General features: G+C 69.4%; 17 protein-coding genes. 5 read left to right on the top strand and 12 right to left on the bottom strand.

Translation table 11 applies throughout. The features are described from left to right. Window positions 1–3 precede the first annotated feature (3 nt). From phoH2 to abmR, 8 genes are all read right to left on the bottom strand, one after another. Entirely contained in the window at window positions 4–1,314 is a 1,311-nt protein-coding gene (gene phoH2, locus Psi02_RS08405; protein ID WP_275415164.1) for an RNA 5'-3' helicase PhoH2, read from the bottom strand. A gap of 263 nt (window positions 1,315–1,577) precedes the next feature. Beyond that, window positions 1,578–2,339 carry an isoprenyl transferase gene (locus Psi02_RS08400; protein WP_203972881.1) on the bottom strand — a complete coding sequence of 254 codons (762 nt, stop codon included), beginning with the start codon at window positions 2,337–2,339 and terminating at the stop codon, window positions 1,578–1,580. Window positions 2,340–2,393: 54 nt separating this feature from the next. Next, on the bottom strand, window positions 2,394–2,777 hold the full coding sequence (locus Psi02_RS08395) for an SCO6045 C-terminal-like domain-containing protein (protein ID WP_203972880.1): 384 nt from the start codon (window positions 2,775–2,777) through the stop codon (window positions 2,394–2,396). 43 nt (window positions 2,778–2,820) lie between these two features. Then, window positions 2,821–3,651: an MbnB/TglH/ChrH family RiPP precursor modification enzyme gene (locus tag Psi02_RS08390; RefSeq protein WP_239094713.1), complete on the bottom strand. Its 831-nt coding sequence runs from the start codon at window positions 3,649–3,651 to the stop codon at window positions 2,821–2,823. After that, entirely contained in the window at window positions 3,638–4,672 is a 1,035-nt protein-coding gene (locus Psi02_RS08385) for a TIGR04222 domain-containing membrane protein (protein ID WP_203972878.1), read from the bottom strand. The genes Psi02_RS08390 and Psi02_RS08385 overlap by 14 nt, the downstream gene beginning before the upstream one ends. A gap of 169 nt (window positions 4,673–4,841) precedes the next feature. Then, entirely contained in the window at window positions 4,842–5,792 is a 951-nt protein-coding gene (locus tag Psi02_RS08380) for a TIGR04222 domain-containing membrane protein (RefSeq protein ID WP_203972877.1), read from the bottom strand. A gap of 127 nt (window positions 5,793–5,919) precedes the next feature. After that, a complete protein-coding gene (locus Psi02_RS08375; RefSeq protein ID WP_203973034.1) occupies window positions 5,920–7,749 on the bottom strand; it encodes a phosphoenolpyruvate carboxykinase (GTP) in 1,830 nt (609 codons plus the stop codon). Window positions 7,750–7,997: 248 nt separating this feature from the next. Next, a complete protein-coding gene (gene abmR, locus Psi02_RS08370; RefSeq protein WP_203972876.1) occupies window positions 7,998–8,516 on the bottom strand; it encodes an ATP-binding transcription factor AbmR in 519 nt (172 codons plus the stop codon). A 76-nt stretch (window positions 8,517–8,592) separates the two neighbouring features. Between abmR and Psi02_RS08365 the strand changes: the two genes are divergently transcribed. Both Psi02_RS08365 and Psi02_RS08360 read left to right on the top strand, forming a co-directional pair. Beyond that, window positions 8,593–10,092, top strand: coding sequence for a DHA2 family efflux MFS transporter permease subunit (locus Psi02_RS08365; RefSeq protein ID WP_203972875.1), 1,500 nt, complete (start codon window positions 8,593–8,595; stop codon window positions 10,090–10,092). A 25-nt stretch (window positions 10,093–10,117) separates the two neighbouring features. Continuing rightward, complete coding sequence (locus tag Psi02_RS08360; protein ID WP_239094712.1) at window positions 10,118–10,702, top strand: acyl-CoA-like ligand-binding transcription factor; 585 nt, start codon at window positions 10,118–10,120, stop codon at window positions 10,700–10,702. 4 nt (window positions 10,703–10,706) lie between these two features. Here the strand turns inward: Psi02_RS08360 and Psi02_RS08355 are convergent, their stop codons facing one another. The 3 genes from Psi02_RS08355 to Psi02_RS08345 form a co-directional block, all read right to left on the bottom strand. After that, on the bottom strand, window positions 10,707–11,969 hold the full coding sequence (locus Psi02_RS08355) for a C40 family peptidase (RefSeq protein ID WP_239094711.1): 1,263 nt from the start codon (window positions 11,967–11,969) through the stop codon (window positions 10,707–10,709). 119 nt (window positions 11,970–12,088) lie between these two features. Further along, complete coding sequence (greA, locus tag Psi02_RS08350; protein ID WP_203953769.1) at window positions 12,089–12,589, bottom strand: transcription elongation factor GreA; 501 nt, start codon at window positions 12,587–12,589, stop codon at window positions 12,089–12,091. A gap of 75 nt (window positions 12,590–12,664) precedes the next feature. Next, on the bottom strand, window positions 12,665–13,102 hold the full coding sequence (locus tag Psi02_RS08345; RefSeq protein ID WP_203972872.1) for a DUF4307 domain-containing protein: 438 nt from the start codon (window positions 13,100–13,102) through the stop codon (window positions 12,665–12,667). 149 nt (window positions 13,103–13,251) lie between these two features. Between Psi02_RS08345 and mca the strand changes: the two genes are divergently transcribed. From mca to Psi02_RS08330, 3 genes are read left to right on the top strand one after another with little or no spacing between them, the layout of a single operon-like run. Further along, entirely contained in the window at window positions 13,252–14,133 is an 882-nt protein-coding gene (gene mca / locus Psi02_RS08340; RefSeq protein ID WP_239094710.1) for a mycothiol conjugate amidase Mca, read from the top strand. A 9-nt stretch (window positions 14,134–14,142) separates the two neighbouring features. Continuing rightward, the gene (locus Psi02_RS08335; protein ID WP_203953771.1) at window positions 14,143–14,316 is read left to right on the top strand and encodes a hypothetical protein; all 174 of its coding nucleotides are present in this window, start codon (window positions 14,143–14,145) and stop codon (window positions 14,314–14,316) included. Continuing rightward, on the top strand, window positions 14,313–14,621 hold the full coding sequence (locus Psi02_RS08330) for a GNAT family N-acetyltransferase (protein ID WP_203972871.1): 309 nt from the start codon (window positions 14,313–14,315) through the stop codon (window positions 14,619–14,621). Before Psi02_RS08335 ends, Psi02_RS08330 begins: the two co-directional genes overlap by 4 nt. Window positions 14,622–14,632: 11 nt before the next feature. Here Psi02_RS08330 and Psi02_RS08325 read toward each other — a convergent pair whose 3' ends face one another. Continuing rightward, on the bottom strand, window positions 14,633–15,781 hold the full coding sequence (locus Psi02_RS08325; RefSeq protein ID WP_239094709.1) for a hypothetical protein: 1,149 nt from the start codon (window positions 15,779–15,781) through the stop codon (window positions 14,633–14,635). Between the last annotated feature and the right edge of the window lie 89 nt (window positions 15,782–15,870).

The raw sequence follows: 15,870 nt of genomic DNA, 5'->3' as shown, positions 1-15,870 counted from the left end.
AGGTCAGACCGCGATGTTCTCCAGCATCTCGGTCACCAGCGCGGCGATGGGCGAACGCTCCGACCTGGTGAGCGTGATGTGCGCGAACAGCGGGTGGCCCTTGAGCTTCTCCACGACCGCCACGACGCCGTCGTGCCGGCCCACGCGCAGGTTGTCGCGCTGGGCGATGTCGTGGGTGAGCACCACACGGGAGTTGGCGCCGATCCGCGAGAGCACGGTCAGCAGCACACCCCGCTCCAGCGACTGCGCCTCGTCCACGATGACGAACGCGTCGTGCAGCGAGCGGCCGCGGATGTGGGTCAGGGGCAGCACCTCGAGCATGCCGCGGTCGAGGACCTCCTCGATCACCTCGGGCGTCGTCACCGCGCCGAGGGTGTCGAAGACGGCCTGCGCCCACGGGCCCATCTTCTCGTTCTCCGAGCCGGGCAGGTAGCCGAGCTCCTGGCCGCCCACGGCGTAGAGCGGGCGGAAGACGATGACCTTGCGGTGCTGGCGGCGCTCGAGCACCGCCTCCAGGCCCGCGCACAGGGCGAGGGCCGACTTGCCGGTGCCCGCGCGGCCGCCCAGTGAGACGATGCCGACCTCGGGGTCCATCAGCAGGTCGAGGGCGATCCGCTGCTCGGCGGACCGGCCGTGCAGGCCGAAGACCTCCCGGTCGCCCCTGACCAGCCGTACGGACTTGTCCGGCAGGACCCGGCCGAGCGCGGAGCCGCGGCTCGACAGCAGGCGGAGACCGGTGTGGCAGGGCATCTCGCGGGCGTCCTCCAGGTCCGCGGTGCCGTTCTCGAAGAGGGCCTCGACCTCTTCGGTCGTGACCTGGAGCTCGGCCATGCCGGTCCAGCCCGACTCGACCACCATCCCCGCGCGGTACTCCTCGGCGGCCAGGCCGATGGAGGCGGCCTTCACCCGCATCGGGAGGTCCTTCGACACCAGAACCACGTCGCGGCCCTCGGCCGCGAGGTTCTGCGCGACCGTGAGGATGCGCGTGTCGTTGTCCCCGAGGCGGAAGCCCGCGGGGAGGACGGATGGATCACTATGGTTGAGCTCGACCCGGATGGTTCCGACGCCGATCGGCATCGGTTCATCCAGCCGCCCGTGCCGCACCCGGAGGTCGTCCAGGAACCGAAGGGCCTCACGGGCGAAGTACCCCAGCTCGGGGTGATGCCGCTTGGCCTCCAGCTCGGTGACGACAACGATCGGGAGGACGACCTCATGCTCGTCGAAGCGGCTCATCGCCGCCGGGTCGGCGAGCAGTACCGAGGTGTCCAGAACGTAGGTGCGGGATGCGGACGGGTTGTTCGAGGACACTGCCACGCGTTCTCCCCCGGGCACCTAAGAAGGCGCCCTGCCTTGACTGGTGGTGAACGGACCGGGCCCGTGACCTGCCGAAGCGGGTCGGGACTCCAGCCCGCCTCGCAAGGTCGTGACGCAAGGACGGGCCCTCTCCCCAGGTAAGAGCCATCGACCGGGTCGATGGCGACTTACCTACCACGGTACGTAATGAAACCCCTCGACCCAATAGTTGGGCGCTGTCCGAAAGAGGCAGTTCATGTACCGTTTGGAATGATCTCGGCGGCCTAAGAGCCGTACCGCCGGTTACGCGCGGCGTAGGAGCGGAGAGCCCGCAGGAAGTCGACTCTGCGGAAGTCAGGCCAGTAGGCCTCGCAGAAGTAGAACTCGGAGTGGGCGCTCTGCCAGAGCAGGAATCCGGACAGCCGCTGCTCTCCCGAAGTCCGGATGACGAGGTCCGGATCGGGGAGACCGCGCGTATAGAGATGCTCCGCGATGTGCTCGACATCGAGGACCTCGACGAGGTCTTCGATGCTCGCGCCCTTGCTTGCGTGCTCCTGGAGGAGGGAGCGCACCGCATCAGCGATCTCACGTCTTCCTCCATACCCAACCGCAACGTTCACAATCAGCCCGGGACGATGCGATGTGGTTTCTTTTGCATCTTTGAGGACACGGGCCGTGTGATCGGGCAGCAGGTCGAGCGACCCCATGGGCGACACGTGCCATCCCTGGTCGACGATGTCCTGCACCAGACCCTCGATGACCTGAAGCAACGGCCCCAGCTCAGCCTTGTCCCGGGAAAGGTTGTCGGTGGAGAGCAACCACAGCGTCACGTATTCGACGCCGGCCTCACGGCACCACACCAGCAATTCCGAGATCTTGTCGGCGCCCTTCTGGTGGCCGTGGCTGACGTCGCGCAGCCCCATGGCCCTGGCCCAGCGCCGGTTGCCGTCGACGATGACACCCACATGCCGGGGGATCTGGTCAGAGGAGAGCTTCCGCTCAAGCATGCGCTCGTACAGCTTGTACACGAGATCGCGCACACCCATGAAGTCCTCTTCCCTTACGACCTGGGAGCCTCGGTCAGGCAATTATCGCGGGCCTCACGGAGTAGGCGCGCCATGCCCGTCCTCAGCGCGCGGAACCCGGCCCTGCGCGGTGAGCCAGTCGGCGAAGTCTCTCGCGTCGGCCTGCGAGCCTCCGCCGGGCTTGGGACGGCCCGCGGCGTAGGCGGCGAACGCCGCGGCGAAATCCGGACCGAGCGATCTGACCAGATCGGGGAGCCGGCGAGCGACCAGGCCGCGCCGTTTGGCGACGAGGCTGTGCGCCTGGATCCTGACGCGCTCCCCGTCGAAACCCTCGGGCACCGCGCCTCCGGCCACCAGGGCCGCCAGCAGTGCCCCCTGGGCGGCCCTGAGAGACTCGCGCGCCGCGCGGACGGACGGCTCCGCGTCACGCCCAGGCCTCCCCTCGGCGTCGAGCTCCACGTGATGCTCAGGCTTCCGCCCGGCGTACGGCCCCGGCCCCGGCTCAACCACGTGCGGCCCGGCCACGCGACATGGCCGCCCGGATCCGGTCCAGTTCGGCCGCCATCGCCCGGTCGCTCGGGTACTCGTCGTCCCATTCGAGCAGGACCCCAGGAGGCCGTACGCGGCCGCACAGCTCCGCCAGGATGTCGAGCACCGCCTCCGGGGCGGCGGCGGTGTGGGTGTCGTGCCACACGCCGCCGTGGAGGTGTCCTCCGGCCACGTGGACGTAGGCCAGCTCGCTGAGAGGAAGCTCGTCGAGGGCGTCCCGGGCGTCCAGCCCGAGGTTCACCTGGTTGGTGTACAGGTTCGCCACATCGACGAGCAGCTTCACCCCGGTGCGCTCGACCAGTTCGCCGAGGAACTCCGCTTCGGTGAGCTCGTCCTCCGGCCAGCCGAACAGTGCCGCCACGTTCTCCAGCGCGAGAGGAACGGGGAGGGCGGCCTGCGCGAGCCGTACGTTCTCGGCGATGACGGCCAGGGCCTCACGGGTGCGGGGAACGGGGAGCAGGTGGCCCGCCTCCAGGTCGCCCTCGCGGACGAACGCCAGGTGCTCGCTCACGAGCGGCGCCTCCAGCGCCTCCGCGCAGGCGGCCAGGTGCGCGAGGCGCGCCGCGTCGGGCCTGTCCGCACCGCCGATCCCGAGCGCCACGCCGTGCGGGATGACCGGGACGCCGCGTGCGCGCAGCAGGGCGAGGGACTCCGAGAGCCGGGCGGGGTGGACGTTCTCCGCGACCACTTCGACGAAGTCGACGTCCAGCCGTTCGACGGTCAGGTCGATCTCCGAGCGCCACCCGATGCCGACTCCCAGCTCGGCCCGGTCAGTTGCCGCCACCTCCGCAGCCCCCTCCTCCGCAACTCGCGCCGCCGCAACTCGAACCCCCGCCACAGCCGCCGCCGTCGGAACCCGAATGACCGCCGCCCGAATGACCGCCACCCCAATGACCGCCACCCGAGTCGGATCCGAAGGATCCGGCCCCCCAGTCCGAGGGTCCGCCTCCGCAGGCCCCGGACGCACAGCCGCCGGAACCGTCTCCGCCGCTCCCGCCGTGGTCCCGTTCCCTGTCGATCTCGACCGCGACGCTCTGGTCGGGCATCTCGACCAGCCCGTAGAGGGCCACGCCGCCGGCCAGGCCGGTGTAGACCGCGGTGTCCGCCATGATGGAGATCGGCTCGACCCGTGTGCGCGCGTTCCGGGTCTGCGCGGCCTGGAGGGCATCACGCCCGCTCCTGGTGAGAAGGCTCGGCAGCGCCCTCGCGTAACGGCGGTGGGCGCGCAGGCCGGACACGGCGGTGACGCCTGCCACGAGCACCGCCCCGACGGCCAGCGGGCTCCACGGGAGAAGGCCCGCGATCGGCACCACGACGGACACGGCCGTGACCGCGAAGGCGAGGACGACCAGGCGCCCCAACCTGGTGTTGGTCGCGTGCGGGCCGTTGAGCGCGCCGTCAGGGAGCAGGAGCCCCGTGGCGATCAGGCGCAGCTTGAGGTCGGTCATCGCCGGAGCGCGGGCGACCTCGTGACGGATCTCCGACGCCGAGCGCCCTCCCGGTACGGCCGCCAGGTCGAGGACGGCGCGCTCGACTTCGTCCGCGGGCGGAACGGCGCCGGCGACGACGGTGACGCGGCCTCCTCGCGCGACGCGGACCAGTTCCCGGTCCACGAGCAGCGCGATCGCCGTGTTGATCACACGACGCGGGCCGCCGGCGAGATAGGCGAGCTCGTAGTGGGTGAGATCGTCCCGGCTGAAGCCGGAGACCGAACGGATTCTCTGGTGTTCCCGGGTGAAAGCCGACGCCGCGTTCCTCGCGAGAACCGCGACGACGACCGCGACGAGTGGAAGTACGAACTCCATGAACACCCTCCTGGGGGGAAGGAGGGAGCGCGTCACCACCGCCCGTGTCAGCCGCACGGCTTGCGCCCCGTCTATCCATTAGACGCGCGAGTGTTCCCAGAAGTTTCGCATCGGGGGCGCAAGCCGCACAGGATCAGCGGCAGACGGAGACGCGCCCCCCAGCGGCGCCTCAGCCTCCGCATCCGCCGCACCCTCCTCCGCACCCGCCGCACCCGCCGCACCCGCCGCACCCCGACGTGGCCTCCCCGCCTCCGGCCGCGGGGCCGGTGGACGCCTGCTCCTTCTCAGGCTCGCGCCCTCGCCCGATCTCCTTCGCGATCCCCTGATCGGGCAGTTCGCCCAGGCCGTAGAGCGCCACGCCGATCGCCACGCCGATCGCCACGCCGGCGTGGGCGTGCCGTCTCGCCCTCCGCGCCGACGGCTCGCGCCCCGCGGACGTGGGCGCCGTACGTGCACGGGCGTCCTGGACGGCCCACTGCCCTTCCGGGGTGAGCGTGCCCGCCATCAACCGCGAGTGGCGGCGGCGGACGCGGATGCAGTAAATGGCCGACAGGACGTTCACCAGCACCGCCGCGACGGACGGCACGCTCCACGAGACGAAGCCGATGGCCTGCACCAGGAGCAGTAGCGCGGTGACGGCGCCCTCGAACATGATGAACCCGCTCAGTGCGCCGGCGTCCAGTCGGCGCTTCTCCGCGGCCTCGTCGGAGATCAGCAGACCCTTGGCGACCAGGCGCGTCTCGAGGCCGGTCATCGCGGAGCCCTGCAAGAGTTCCCGGCGGAGCCGAGCCGACCTGACACCGCCGGGACGGGAGGCCGGCGAGAGCACGGCCTGCTCGACGGCGTCGTCCGAGGTATGGGCCGACCCGGAGACGCGGTGGATGCGGCCTCCCCGCGAGATCCGGATCAGCTCCCGGTTCATGAGCACGACGATCGCCGTGTCGACCACACGGTCGGGGCCTTCGGCGAGATAGGCCAACTCGTAGGGATCGAGCTCACCCTGGCCGGAGGACCCGTCGCCGATGTCCTCGTGCCCACCGGCGTCGGCCGACATGGCCGACGCGACGAGCGCGATGAAGCCGGCGATCGCGACGGCGACGACGAGGAGTACGTACTCCATGGCACCTCCTGGGGGAGGAGGAGGCGCGTGACGTCACGGCGGCTGTCGTACGGCTTGCGCCTCGTCTACTGATCAGACGCTCCGGGTTCCCCAGAATCGTCGCATCCGGGGCGCAAGCCGTACAGGATCAGCCGAGTCGCTGCACCAGGGCGTCGTACTCGGCCCACAACTGCTTCGGCATGTGGTCGCCGAAGGTCTCGAAGTGCGCCGGGATGAGTGACGCCTCCTCGCGCCAGACCTCGGGGTCGACGGTGAGCAGGAGACGCAGGTTCTCCTCGGAGATGTCCAGCCCCTCGGTGTCGAGCCGGTCCGGGAGGTTGCCGATCGGGGACGGCACGGCCTCCGCATCGCCGTTGAGCCGCTCGACGATCCACTTCAGCACGCGGCTGTTCTCACCGAAGCCCGGCCACACGAACCGGCCCTCGGCGTCCTTGCGGAACCAGTTGACGTAGTAGACGCGCGGCAGCTTCGCCGCGTCGGCGGCCTCGCCGACCTTGAGCCAGTGTGCGAAGTAGTCGCCCATGTTGTAGCCGCAGAACGGCAACATCGCGAAGGGGTCGCGGCGCAGTTCGCCGACCTTGCCCTCGGCGGCGGCGGTCTTCTCCGAGGCCACGTTCGCGCCGAGGAAGACCCCGTGCTGCCAGCTCAGCGACTCGGTGACCAGCGGGACGGCGGTGGCCCTGCGACCGCCGAACAGGATCGCCGAGATCGGCACGCCTGCCGGGTCCTGCCACTCGCGCGCGATGGTCGGGCACTGCCCGGCGGGGGTCGTGAAGCGCGCGTTCGGATGCGCCGCGGGCTCACCCGAGGCCGGCGTCCAGGAGCGGCCCTTCCAGTCGGTGAGGTGGGCGGGCGGCTCGTCGGTGAGGCCCTCCCACCAGACGTCGCCGTCGTCGGTGAGCGCGACGTTGGTGAAGATGCTGTTGCCCCAGAGGGTCTCGACCGCGTTGGCGTTCGTGCTCTCGCCCGTGCCGGGGGCGACGCCGAAGAACCCCGCCTCGGGGTTGATCGCGTACAGCCGCCCGTCGGGACCGAAGCGCATCCAGGCGATGTCGTCCCCGATCGTCTCGACCTTCCAGCCGGGGATCGTCGGCCGGAGCATGGCGAGGTTGGTCTTGCCGCACGCCGACGGGAAGGCCGCGGCCGCGTAGCGGGTCTCCCCTTCGGGCGGGGTGAGCTTGAGGATGAGCATGTGCTCGGCCAGCCAGCCCTCGTCCCTGGCCATCACGCTGGCGATGCGCAGCGCGTAGCACTTCTTGCCGAGCAGGGCGTTGCCGCCGTAGCCGGAGCCGTACGACCAGATCTCGCGGGTCTCGGGGAAGTGGCTGATGTACTTCGTCTGGCTGCACGGCCAGGGGACGTCCTTCTGGCCCGGCGCCAGCGGCGCGCCCACGGAGTGCACGGCCCTGACGAAGTCGCCGCGCTCCTCGATGAGGCGCAGCGCCTCCTCGCCCATCCGCGTCATGATCCGCATCGACACGACCACGTACGGCGAGTCGGTGATCTCCACGCCCAACTGCGAGATGTTCCCGCCCAGGGGGCCCATGCAGAACGGCACGACGTACATGGTCCGGCCGCGCATGCTGCCCTTGAAGAGGCCGGCGAACGTCCGCCGCATCTCGTCGGGCGCGATCCAGTTGTTGGTCGGTCCCGCGTCCTCGGCACGCTCCGAGCAGATGAACGTGCGGTCCTCGACCCGGGCCACGTCGCTGGGGTCGGAGGCGGCGTAGAAGCTGTTGATCCGCTGGGACAACCGGGTGAAGGTCCCCTGCTCGACGAGCAGGTTGGTGAGGCGGGTCCACTCGGCCTCGGAGCCGTCACACCATTCGATCCGGTCGGGCTGGGTCAACTCGGCGATCTCACCGACCCAGGCGGCGAGCGCCGCATGAGTGGTCGGATTCGATACCTCTACTGAAACTGACACGGGGTGGCTCCTCTTGTCGCGGGGCCAAATCATCATCAACGACGAATAGCCGGCGAAGCCAATTGGCGTAGACCATCGAGTTTCCACGCCGTTAAATTCGCGATATTCGTCTTCTCCACTGCCTTTATTGACGTTCTGCCTGGCAGATGCAGTGATGACGCGTGGGTGCACGCCCACGTCGGCCACTTCCGAAGAAACGTCCCGTTCTCCTTACCCGCCTCCCGCGACTTACACATTGGTATAGGCCAATGCGAATGGTCTAGGCCTATCGGCCAATTGGTTCAGTCCACCAGACCGGGGCCCTCCGAACGGACGCGGTCCACGTGCTGGAGGGCATCGCGCAGGTCAGCGAGCCACGTGTCGGTGTGCTTGCCGACGAGCCTGACGCACCAGGCCAGCGCGTCGCTGCGACTGCGCGCCACTCCTGCGGCGACCAGGGTGTCGAGCACCTGCCGCTCGGCCTGCCTGAGCCGGGTCATGACCGGCACGGAGAGAGTGGTGAACATCACTGTCTCACCGTCGACCGTCACCCCCCAGGAGACCTTTCTGCGGAAGCGGTGCTCCGCCTCACGGGCGATCTCCATTCGGCGTTCGCGGGTCTCCTCACGGAACCGCTCGACGTACCCCTCGGCCGCCGCGGCCCGTTCCACCTCGGGCAGGCCCTCCACCACGGTGAGCGGCGGAAGGGTGCCGATGACCGTGATCTCCTCGCGGTCGAGCACGATCCTGGGCCGTTCGGAGAACCATCCGTCGGGGAGGCGCCCCGCGAACCAGCCTCTCAACTGTTCTTCTGCATCCATGTAATGAAGATTACAACTCCGCCCATCAGGAGCCAAGCGTTGACAGTGGCTATCTTTTGATAGCTACTATCAAATTATGGCTACTCTCACTTCTCGCTGGTGGGCGCTCGGCGCGCTCGTGCTCAGCGTGCTGGTCATCGGACTGGACGCGACCGTCCTCAACGTGGCCCTCCCCACGCTCGCCGCCGATCTCGGCGCGAGCACCGGCGACCTGCAATGGATCGTCGACGCGTACATGGTGCCGTTCGCGGCCCTGATGCTCCCCGCAGGCGCGTTCGGCGACCGGTTCGGCCGCAGGCGCCTGCTCCTGGGTGGTCTCGCCGCCTTCGGCGTGGCCTCGGTGATCGCGACGACGGCCGACGGCACCGGCGCCCTGATCGCCTCGCGTGCGCTCATGGGCGCGGGCGCCGCGGTGATCATGCCGTTGTCCACGTCGATGCTGCCGGTGATCTTCGCGCCGGCGGAGCGCGGCCGGGCCATCGCGACCTTCACCGCGGCGATGGCCCTCGGCCTGCCCCTCGGGCCGATCGTGGGCGGTTACCTGCTCGACCACTTCTGGTGGGGCTCGATCTTCCTGATCAACATCCCCATCGTGATCGTCGCCTTCGTGGCTGCGGCCGTGCTGGTCCCCGAGTCGCGCGATCCCTCGGCCCCCCGGCTGGACGTCTGGGGAAGCCTGCTGTCCGTGTCCGGTCTGGGCGCGCTCGTGTACGGAATCATCCAGGCGCCCGCCGACGGCTGGGGCGACGCCGGAGTGGTGACCGCGCTGGCGGCGGGAGTCGTCCTTCTCGGGTCGTTCGTCCTGGTGGAGACCCGCACACGTCAGCCCATGATCGACCTCGGGCTGTTCCGCAACCGCGTGTTCATCTGGGGCGCGATCGGTGCGACCTTCGTCAGCCTCGGCATGACGGGCGTCCTGTTCGTCGTCCCGCAGGATCTGCAGGCCGTACTCGGGCACGACGCCTTCGGCACCGGACTCCGCGTGCTTCCCATGGTCGCCGGGCTCATGGCCGGCGGCCTGGCAGGTGAGCGGCTGATGCGGAGATTCGGACTCCGGGCGATGATGGCCGCCGGCCTCGTGGTGCTGGCCGCGGGCTTCGGTCTGGGCACGATGACCGAGGTGACGATGGGCTACGGCTACATCGCCTTCTGGCTGTCCGTCGTGGGCGTGGGCGTGGGGCTGGCCATGATCCCCGCCATGGACGGCGTGCTGGCCACGCTGCCCGAGGAGCGCTCAGGCTCCGGATCGGCGACGCTGCAGACCATGCGCCAGGTCGGCGGCACACTGGGCGTGGCCGTGCTCGGGAGCCTGCTGTCGGCGGCCTATGTGGGCGGCCTCCCGGCCGGCGCCCCCGAGGCGGCGAAGGACTCGATCATCGGTGCCCTGGCCGTCGGTGACGGCGCCCTCCTGCGGGCGGCCAGGGAGGCGTTCGTCACCGGGATGGACCAGGTCCTGCTCGTCTGCGGGCTGACCGCACTGGTGGCCGCGGCCCTCATGGCGATCTTCCTGCCGGGCCGTACACCGAGGTCCGGCGAGACGGCAGAATCGGAGCATGAGCTCACCGTCGCGCGCTGATCGGAACCCGGACCCTTCGGAAAGCGTGGCCACGAGCCTTCGTGAGCGGAAGAAGGCCAAGACTCGGCGGACGATCCAGGAGCAGGCCCTGCGGCTGTTCGCCGAGCGCGGTTACGAGGCCACGACGGTCGAGCAGATCGCGGAGGCGTCCGAGATCTCTCCGAGCACGTTCTTCCGTTATTTCCCCACCAAGGAGGACGTCGTCGTCCAGGACGACTACGACCCCCTGCTCATCGCCGAGATCGTCCGGCAACCGGCGGGCCTGTCCCCGCTGCCGGCGGTCCGGGCCGCGTTCCGGGCGGCGTTCCACGAGCTCTCGCCGGAGGAACTGGAGCAGACCCTCTTCCGGGCGAAATTGTCCCTCAGCGTTCCCGCGGTCCGCGTGCGGACGGCGGAAGGCCTGTTCACCACCATCGACGGCCTCGCGCAGGCCGTCGCCGAGCGGTCCGGCGCCGATCAGGACAGCCCCGCCGTACGGACCTTCGTGGGAGCCGTGATGGGGGCGATGTTGCCCGCGATCTTCTCCTGGGTCGAGCAGGACGGCGCGAAACCGCTGCCCGACCTCGTCGACGAGGCCCTCGGCTATCTCGAGGCGGGGCTCCCGATCTGAGCCGTCAGCGCACGCCCTTGGCGACCGCCGGGCTCACCCGGACGACTCCCGCCAGATTCTTCGTGTAGATCGGCGAGAACTTCACCACGTCCCCCGTATGAGGCGCCACCAACATCTTGCCGGGGCCCCAGTAGATCGCCACGTGCGAGATGTAGCCGGGGTTCGTGGGGTCGTTCCGCCAGAAGATCAGGTCACCCGGCCGCGCCTGCGACAGGGGGATCCGGGGCCCGGTCGCCCACTGCTGGTCCGCGACCCTCGGCATCCGCACGCCGGCCTGACCGAAGGCCCACTGCACCAGCCCCGAGCAGTCGAAGCTGTCCGGTCCCTCCGCCCCCCACACGTACGGCCGGCCCAGCTTGCCCTCGGCGGCCTGGAGGGCGACCTGGATCTGATTCGTGGACATGAACGCCGTTTCGGGCCATGCCGTACGGCCACGCCGTTCGACGACCACCGGGTTGATGGTCGCCACCTGGCTGCCCTTCGGCAGGATCTTCAGCAGTTTCGCCCGCAGCGCCCGCGAGTCGGCCTTCGGCGCGCTGACGACGAGCGCGTTCCCCGTGGGGATGCCCAGCGACCTGGCGGTCTGCCGGGAGACGACGGCCGAGATCGATCCCATCCCCACGGTGGCGTAGGCCCCGACCCGTAACTGGCGGCCGCCTCCGTCCACCGTGGAGCCGAGCTTGAGTCCGCCGTCCTGGCCCAGGTCGAACGAGACGGCCATGTCACCGGCGGCGATGTTGGCCCAGAGCGCGTCCGACTCGGCGGTCGACTTCGGCGCGTACGGCCGGAACGTCGAGGGTTCGACGCCCATGGTCTGGACCCGCTTGCCGTCCATCCGCACCTCGGCGGCGTCGACGACCTCGGTCCCGGTCACGCCCTTCTGGTCGCGCACCTCCGCCACGTCCTCCGGCGGAAGGGGATGGTCGGCGACCACGAGCAGCTGTGCCCGGATCGGTTTCTTGAGCGGGGCGACCGCCGGCGTCGGGGCCACGGCGGGTCCTGAGGCGGCGACGAACCCGCCCGGATCCCGCACGGGCTGCGTCTGCTGCCGGAAGGCCGCCTTGTCGGGCTCCCTGCCGGTCAGCTCGGCCAGGACCACGACATCCAGGATCAGCACGGAGGTCAGCAGCGCGGCGATGAACGGCACCGTCCTGCGCAGGTTCCGGATCCGGCGACGAGGGTCCCGCCGGGGCATCCGGGGACGGAAGGCGAGGTCCTCACGGACCTCGGAGACGACCTTGGTGAGCCGCGCTCGACCATCGAGCACGATCTCACCCCTTTCGGCATTTAAGGTCCGGTCCATCCCCGAGCCTGCCGTACCGCCGGGAATCTCGCAATCCTTTACCGCGAGACTCCCGGCATGTGGGTGAGACGTTCTCTACGGCTCTAGTTGCCGATGTACGGCACTGCCTCGAGGATCTCCACCGTGTTCTGCCTGCCGTTCGGCAGCGTGTAACTGGCCTTTTCGCCAATCTTCTTGCCGTTGATGGCGGCCCCGAGGGGGGACTTCGGCGAGTACACGTCGATGGGTGCGCCGCTTTCCTCGCGGGAGGCCAGGAGGAAGGTGACCTCCTCTTCGTCGCCGGCGAAACGCACCGTCACGGTCATTCCGGGACCGACGACGCCCTCGGCGCGGGGAGCCTCGCCGACCTTCGCGCTGTCGAGGATCTGACGGAGGTGGAAGATTCGGGCCTCCATCTTGCCCTGCTCGTCCTTGGCGGCGTGGTAGCCGCCGTTCTCCTTGAGGTCGCCCTCTTCCCGGGCGGCTTCGATCTTCTTGGCGATGTCGGTGCGACCCGGGCCAGAAAGGTACTCGTACTCCTCCTTGAGGCGGTCGTACGCCTCCTGCGTCAGCCAGGTGACGTTCTCGTTCTGGGAGACGGCCACGGGTTCTCCTTGTTCCAGTAAGTGACTCGGAAGGCTAGGAAGTTAACGCCTTCGAACGCTTCCCCAAAGAATCCACTATACGAGATTGCAGTACTGGACGTGGACTGCCGTGGCCTGGGCAGTGGTCTTCAGTGTCTCGGTGAAAGCGATGTCCGATTCGCCGCGCGGGACGTCGATCTCGCGGCTGCCGACCTCGATGTGCTGGGTGTCGACCGCGCGCAACCGGCAGGTCGCCGCACGGTCCGCGGGCTTGTGCACGGAGAAGGTGATCCGCGCGGACGCCGGGGCGCTCGCGTCGAAGGTGATGACCTCGGCACTCACCTCCGGATTGCCCTTGAACGCCACCATGACGTAGCCCCAGCCTCCGGCCATCAGGGCGACGACGGCGCCGATGACGACGTACGCCACGAACCGCCGGGGCGTGGCCGGGCGGGGCTGGAACTCGTCCGGCGTGCCGAGGATGGGTCCGGGCACCTGACCCTCCGGGCCGCTGGCGGCCTCGTCGCTCGGCATGACGGAATCTCCCCGTGGTCTCTCGGCGTTGTGCGAATCAATTGTCCCTGGAGGGTTGTTCGGGGTCGCGGTCGGGCGGCGAATCCGAAGCACCCGGCCAATTAGAAGCTAACCTCTCCTGGGAGCTACCAGGACACTTGAGGAGAGCCGTGAGTGCACCGCTGAGGCTGATGGCCGTTCACGCGCACCCAGACGACGAGTCGAGCAAGGGCGCGGCCACGATGGCTCGCTACGTCGCCGAGGGCGTGGAGGTCCTCGTGATCACCTGCACGGGCGGCGAACGGGGGTCGATCCTCAATCCGAAGATGGACCGCCCGGAGATCCTTGAGAACATGGGCGAGGTGCGCCGTCTGGAGATGGCCGCCGCCCGGGAGATCCTCTGCGTCGAGCAGAGCTTCCTCGGCTTCGTCGACTCGGGCCTCCCCGAGGACGAGAACGAGCCGCTCCCCGAGGGATGCTTCGCGCTCCAGCCGCTCGACGTGGCGTCGCGGCCGCTCGTGGCGGCGATCCGCGAGTTCCGGCCGCATGTGATCTTGACTTATGACGACAACGGCGGCTACCCGCACCCCGACCACATCATGACCAACCGCGTGTCGGTGGAGGCGTTCGAGGCCGCCGGCGATCCGGACCGCTACCCCGGCACCGGAGAGCCATGGCAGCCGCTGAAGCTCTACTACCACATGGGCTTCACCAGGGAGCGGTTCGAGGCGCTGCACGCGATCATGAACGAGCGCGGGATGGGCTCGCCGTACGCCGACTGGATCTCGCGCTGGGAGGACCGCCCGCAGAAGTGGGAGATCACCACCCGGGTGCCGTGCGCCGACTACTTCGAGACGCGTGACCGCGCCCTGATGGCGCACGCCACGCAGGTCGACCCGGACGGGTTCTGGTTCGTGTGCCCGATCGACATCCAGCAGGAGGCCTGGCCGACCGAGGACTACCACCTGGCACGCTCGCTGGTGGACACCTCGCTCCCCGAGGACGACCTGTTCACGGGGATCCACGCGGGGGTCTCCCCTGCCTGCTCGTAAGCTGGAGCCGTGAACGTCACACCCGACTACACCAACGTCGGCCCCGGGATCCTCGCCTTCATGGTCGTCGCCGCCATCGGCGTCGCCCTGTTCTTCCTCATCAAGTCGATGAACAGGAAGTTCGCCAAGATCAACGGCCCCGACGACCGGCTCGAGAACCGCCAGGACGGGGGAGACGAGTGACCGAGGTCGTGGACGACGCCGAAAAGGCGCGTTACGAGATCCTGGTCGACGGGCAGGTCGCCGGATTCGCGGAGTACCGGCGCCGACCCGGCAAGATCGTCTTCACTCATACGGTGATCCGCGACGAGTTCGAGGGGCACGGACTCGGCGGCAAGCTCGTGTCCGCCGCGCTCGACCAGGCTCGGGAGGCGGGTCTGAAGGTCGTCCCCATCTGCCCGTTCGTGGCCGGCTACATCGGGCGCCATCCCGAGTATCTCGACCTCGTCGACGACGCCTACCGCGAGACCGTCAAGTCGGCGGACTGACCTGCCTCAGGTCACTCCGCCGACCAGGCCCGCTCCAGCGCCTTGGGCAGCCCCCACCAGCCCAGCGGCGTGAGCACCTCCGCCTTGTCCACGATGCCGAGGTGAGCCCACAGCGGCGTCACGGCCGTGAAGAGCATCTCGGTCGCCTCGAGGTCCTCCGGGTCGTCGGGCTCGACGTCGATGTCCTCCGAGTCGGCGATGAACCGGGCGATCCGCTCCGGTGAGGCGAGCACTCCCGGGCCGTAACGGGCCAGAGTGATCACCACCGCCAGCCAGTCCGCATGGTGGATCGCGCACAGGGAGGCCAGGATCGAGTCCTCGTGGCTCAGCTCCCCCTCCATGTCGAAGAAGCGGGCCGCGTCCTCCTCGTCGGGGAGATCGGAGATCGGGGCGGCGATCCCGGCCGCGACGGCGAGCCACAGATCCTCGTCGCGCTCGGGCAGGAGCCCGTCCTCGAGGCCCGCGCAGGCCCGCAGGATGTTGCCGGGATAGCCCTGCTGGGTGAGCGTGACGCGCAACCGCCCGGCGGCGGACCGGAGGTCATGGACGGGGAGCGGAGGTTCTGGCAGGTCGTCGAGCACGCGGCGCAGCTCGCTGAGTGCGAACGCCTCCTCCTCGTCCCAGGCGGCGAACAGCTCCTGGTCCTGCTCGTCGCTGACCACGACGTTCGGAACCCGCCCGTCGGGCAGAGGCGTCGTGAGCCAGCGCTCCTGCAACTCCTCATAGGCGTGGCGCGCGTCCTGGTCCGCGGCGGCCAGCGCGTCGGCGTCGATCTCGCCGGCGTCCACCTGCTCCTCCAGGAACGCCACCATGCGCTCGTACATCTCGGTGGCGATGGGGCCGCGCTCGCTCTCCTCCGGCCACACGAAGTAACTGCGAGTGAGCAGAATCGGCTCGGTCCCGCTGGACTCCAGCCAACGCTGGACGTCCCCCACCGTGGCCGCTCCGGACTCGATCCGGGACAGGATCGCCCTGGCCGAGTCCCAGAAGACGACGGAGAGCGGGTTGCCCGCCGCCAGCAGCTCCTTGCGCAGGTCGGACAGGGAGACCAGGGCCTGCCCCGAGGGCACGGCCAACAGCACACGGGCCACGTCGCGCCGCGTCAGCGCCGACGCCTGCCGCCCCGAATGCCTTACAGCGAAGTCCAGATCCAAGCTCACGCCCCGTGAGCCTACGCTGGACCGGGCCGGAACACATCCCCGCCGCGTTCGTGGCGGTTCCTTGCCCTAGTAACGGAATGATCTGCTCG

This window comes from Planotetraspora silvatica, from assembly GCF_016863315.1.
Classification (GTDB): Bacteria; Actinomycetota; Actinomycetes; order Streptosporangiales; family Streptosporangiaceae; genus Planotetraspora; species Planotetraspora silvatica.
Note: the sequence above shows the minus strand (reverse complement) of the source record. Positions and strands in the feature narration are given on the sequence as shown.

Coding starts and splice junctions, on each gene's coding strand:
- Psi02_RS08400 (WP_203972881.1), bottom strand. CDS start 2,339: ATGGGTGTGCGCGATCTCGTGTACAAGCTGTACGAGCGCATGCTTGAG.
- abmR (WP_203972876.1), bottom strand. CDS start 8,516: ATGGATGCAGAAGAACAGTTGAGAGGCTGGTTCGCGGGGCGCCTCCCC.
- Psi02_RS08365 (WP_203972875.1), top strand. CDS start 8,593: ATGGCTACTCTCACTTCTCGCTGGTGGGCGCTCGGCGCGCTCGTGCTC.
- Psi02_RS08375 (WP_203973034.1), bottom strand. CDS start 7,749: ATGATTTGGCCCCGCGACAAGAGGAGCCACCCCGTGTCAGTTTCAGTA.
- Psi02_RS08345 (WP_203972872.1), bottom strand. CDS start 13,102: ATGCCGAGCGACGAGGCCGCCAGCGGCCCGGAGGGTCAGGTGCCCGGA.
- Psi02_RS08380 (WP_203972877.1), bottom strand. CDS start 5,792: ATGGAGTACGTACTCCTCGTCGTCGCCGTCGCGATCGCCGGCTTCATC.
- Psi02_RS08385 (WP_203972878.1), bottom strand. CDS start 4,672: ATGGAGTTCGTACTTCCACTCGTCGCGGTCGTCGTCGCGGTTCTCGCG.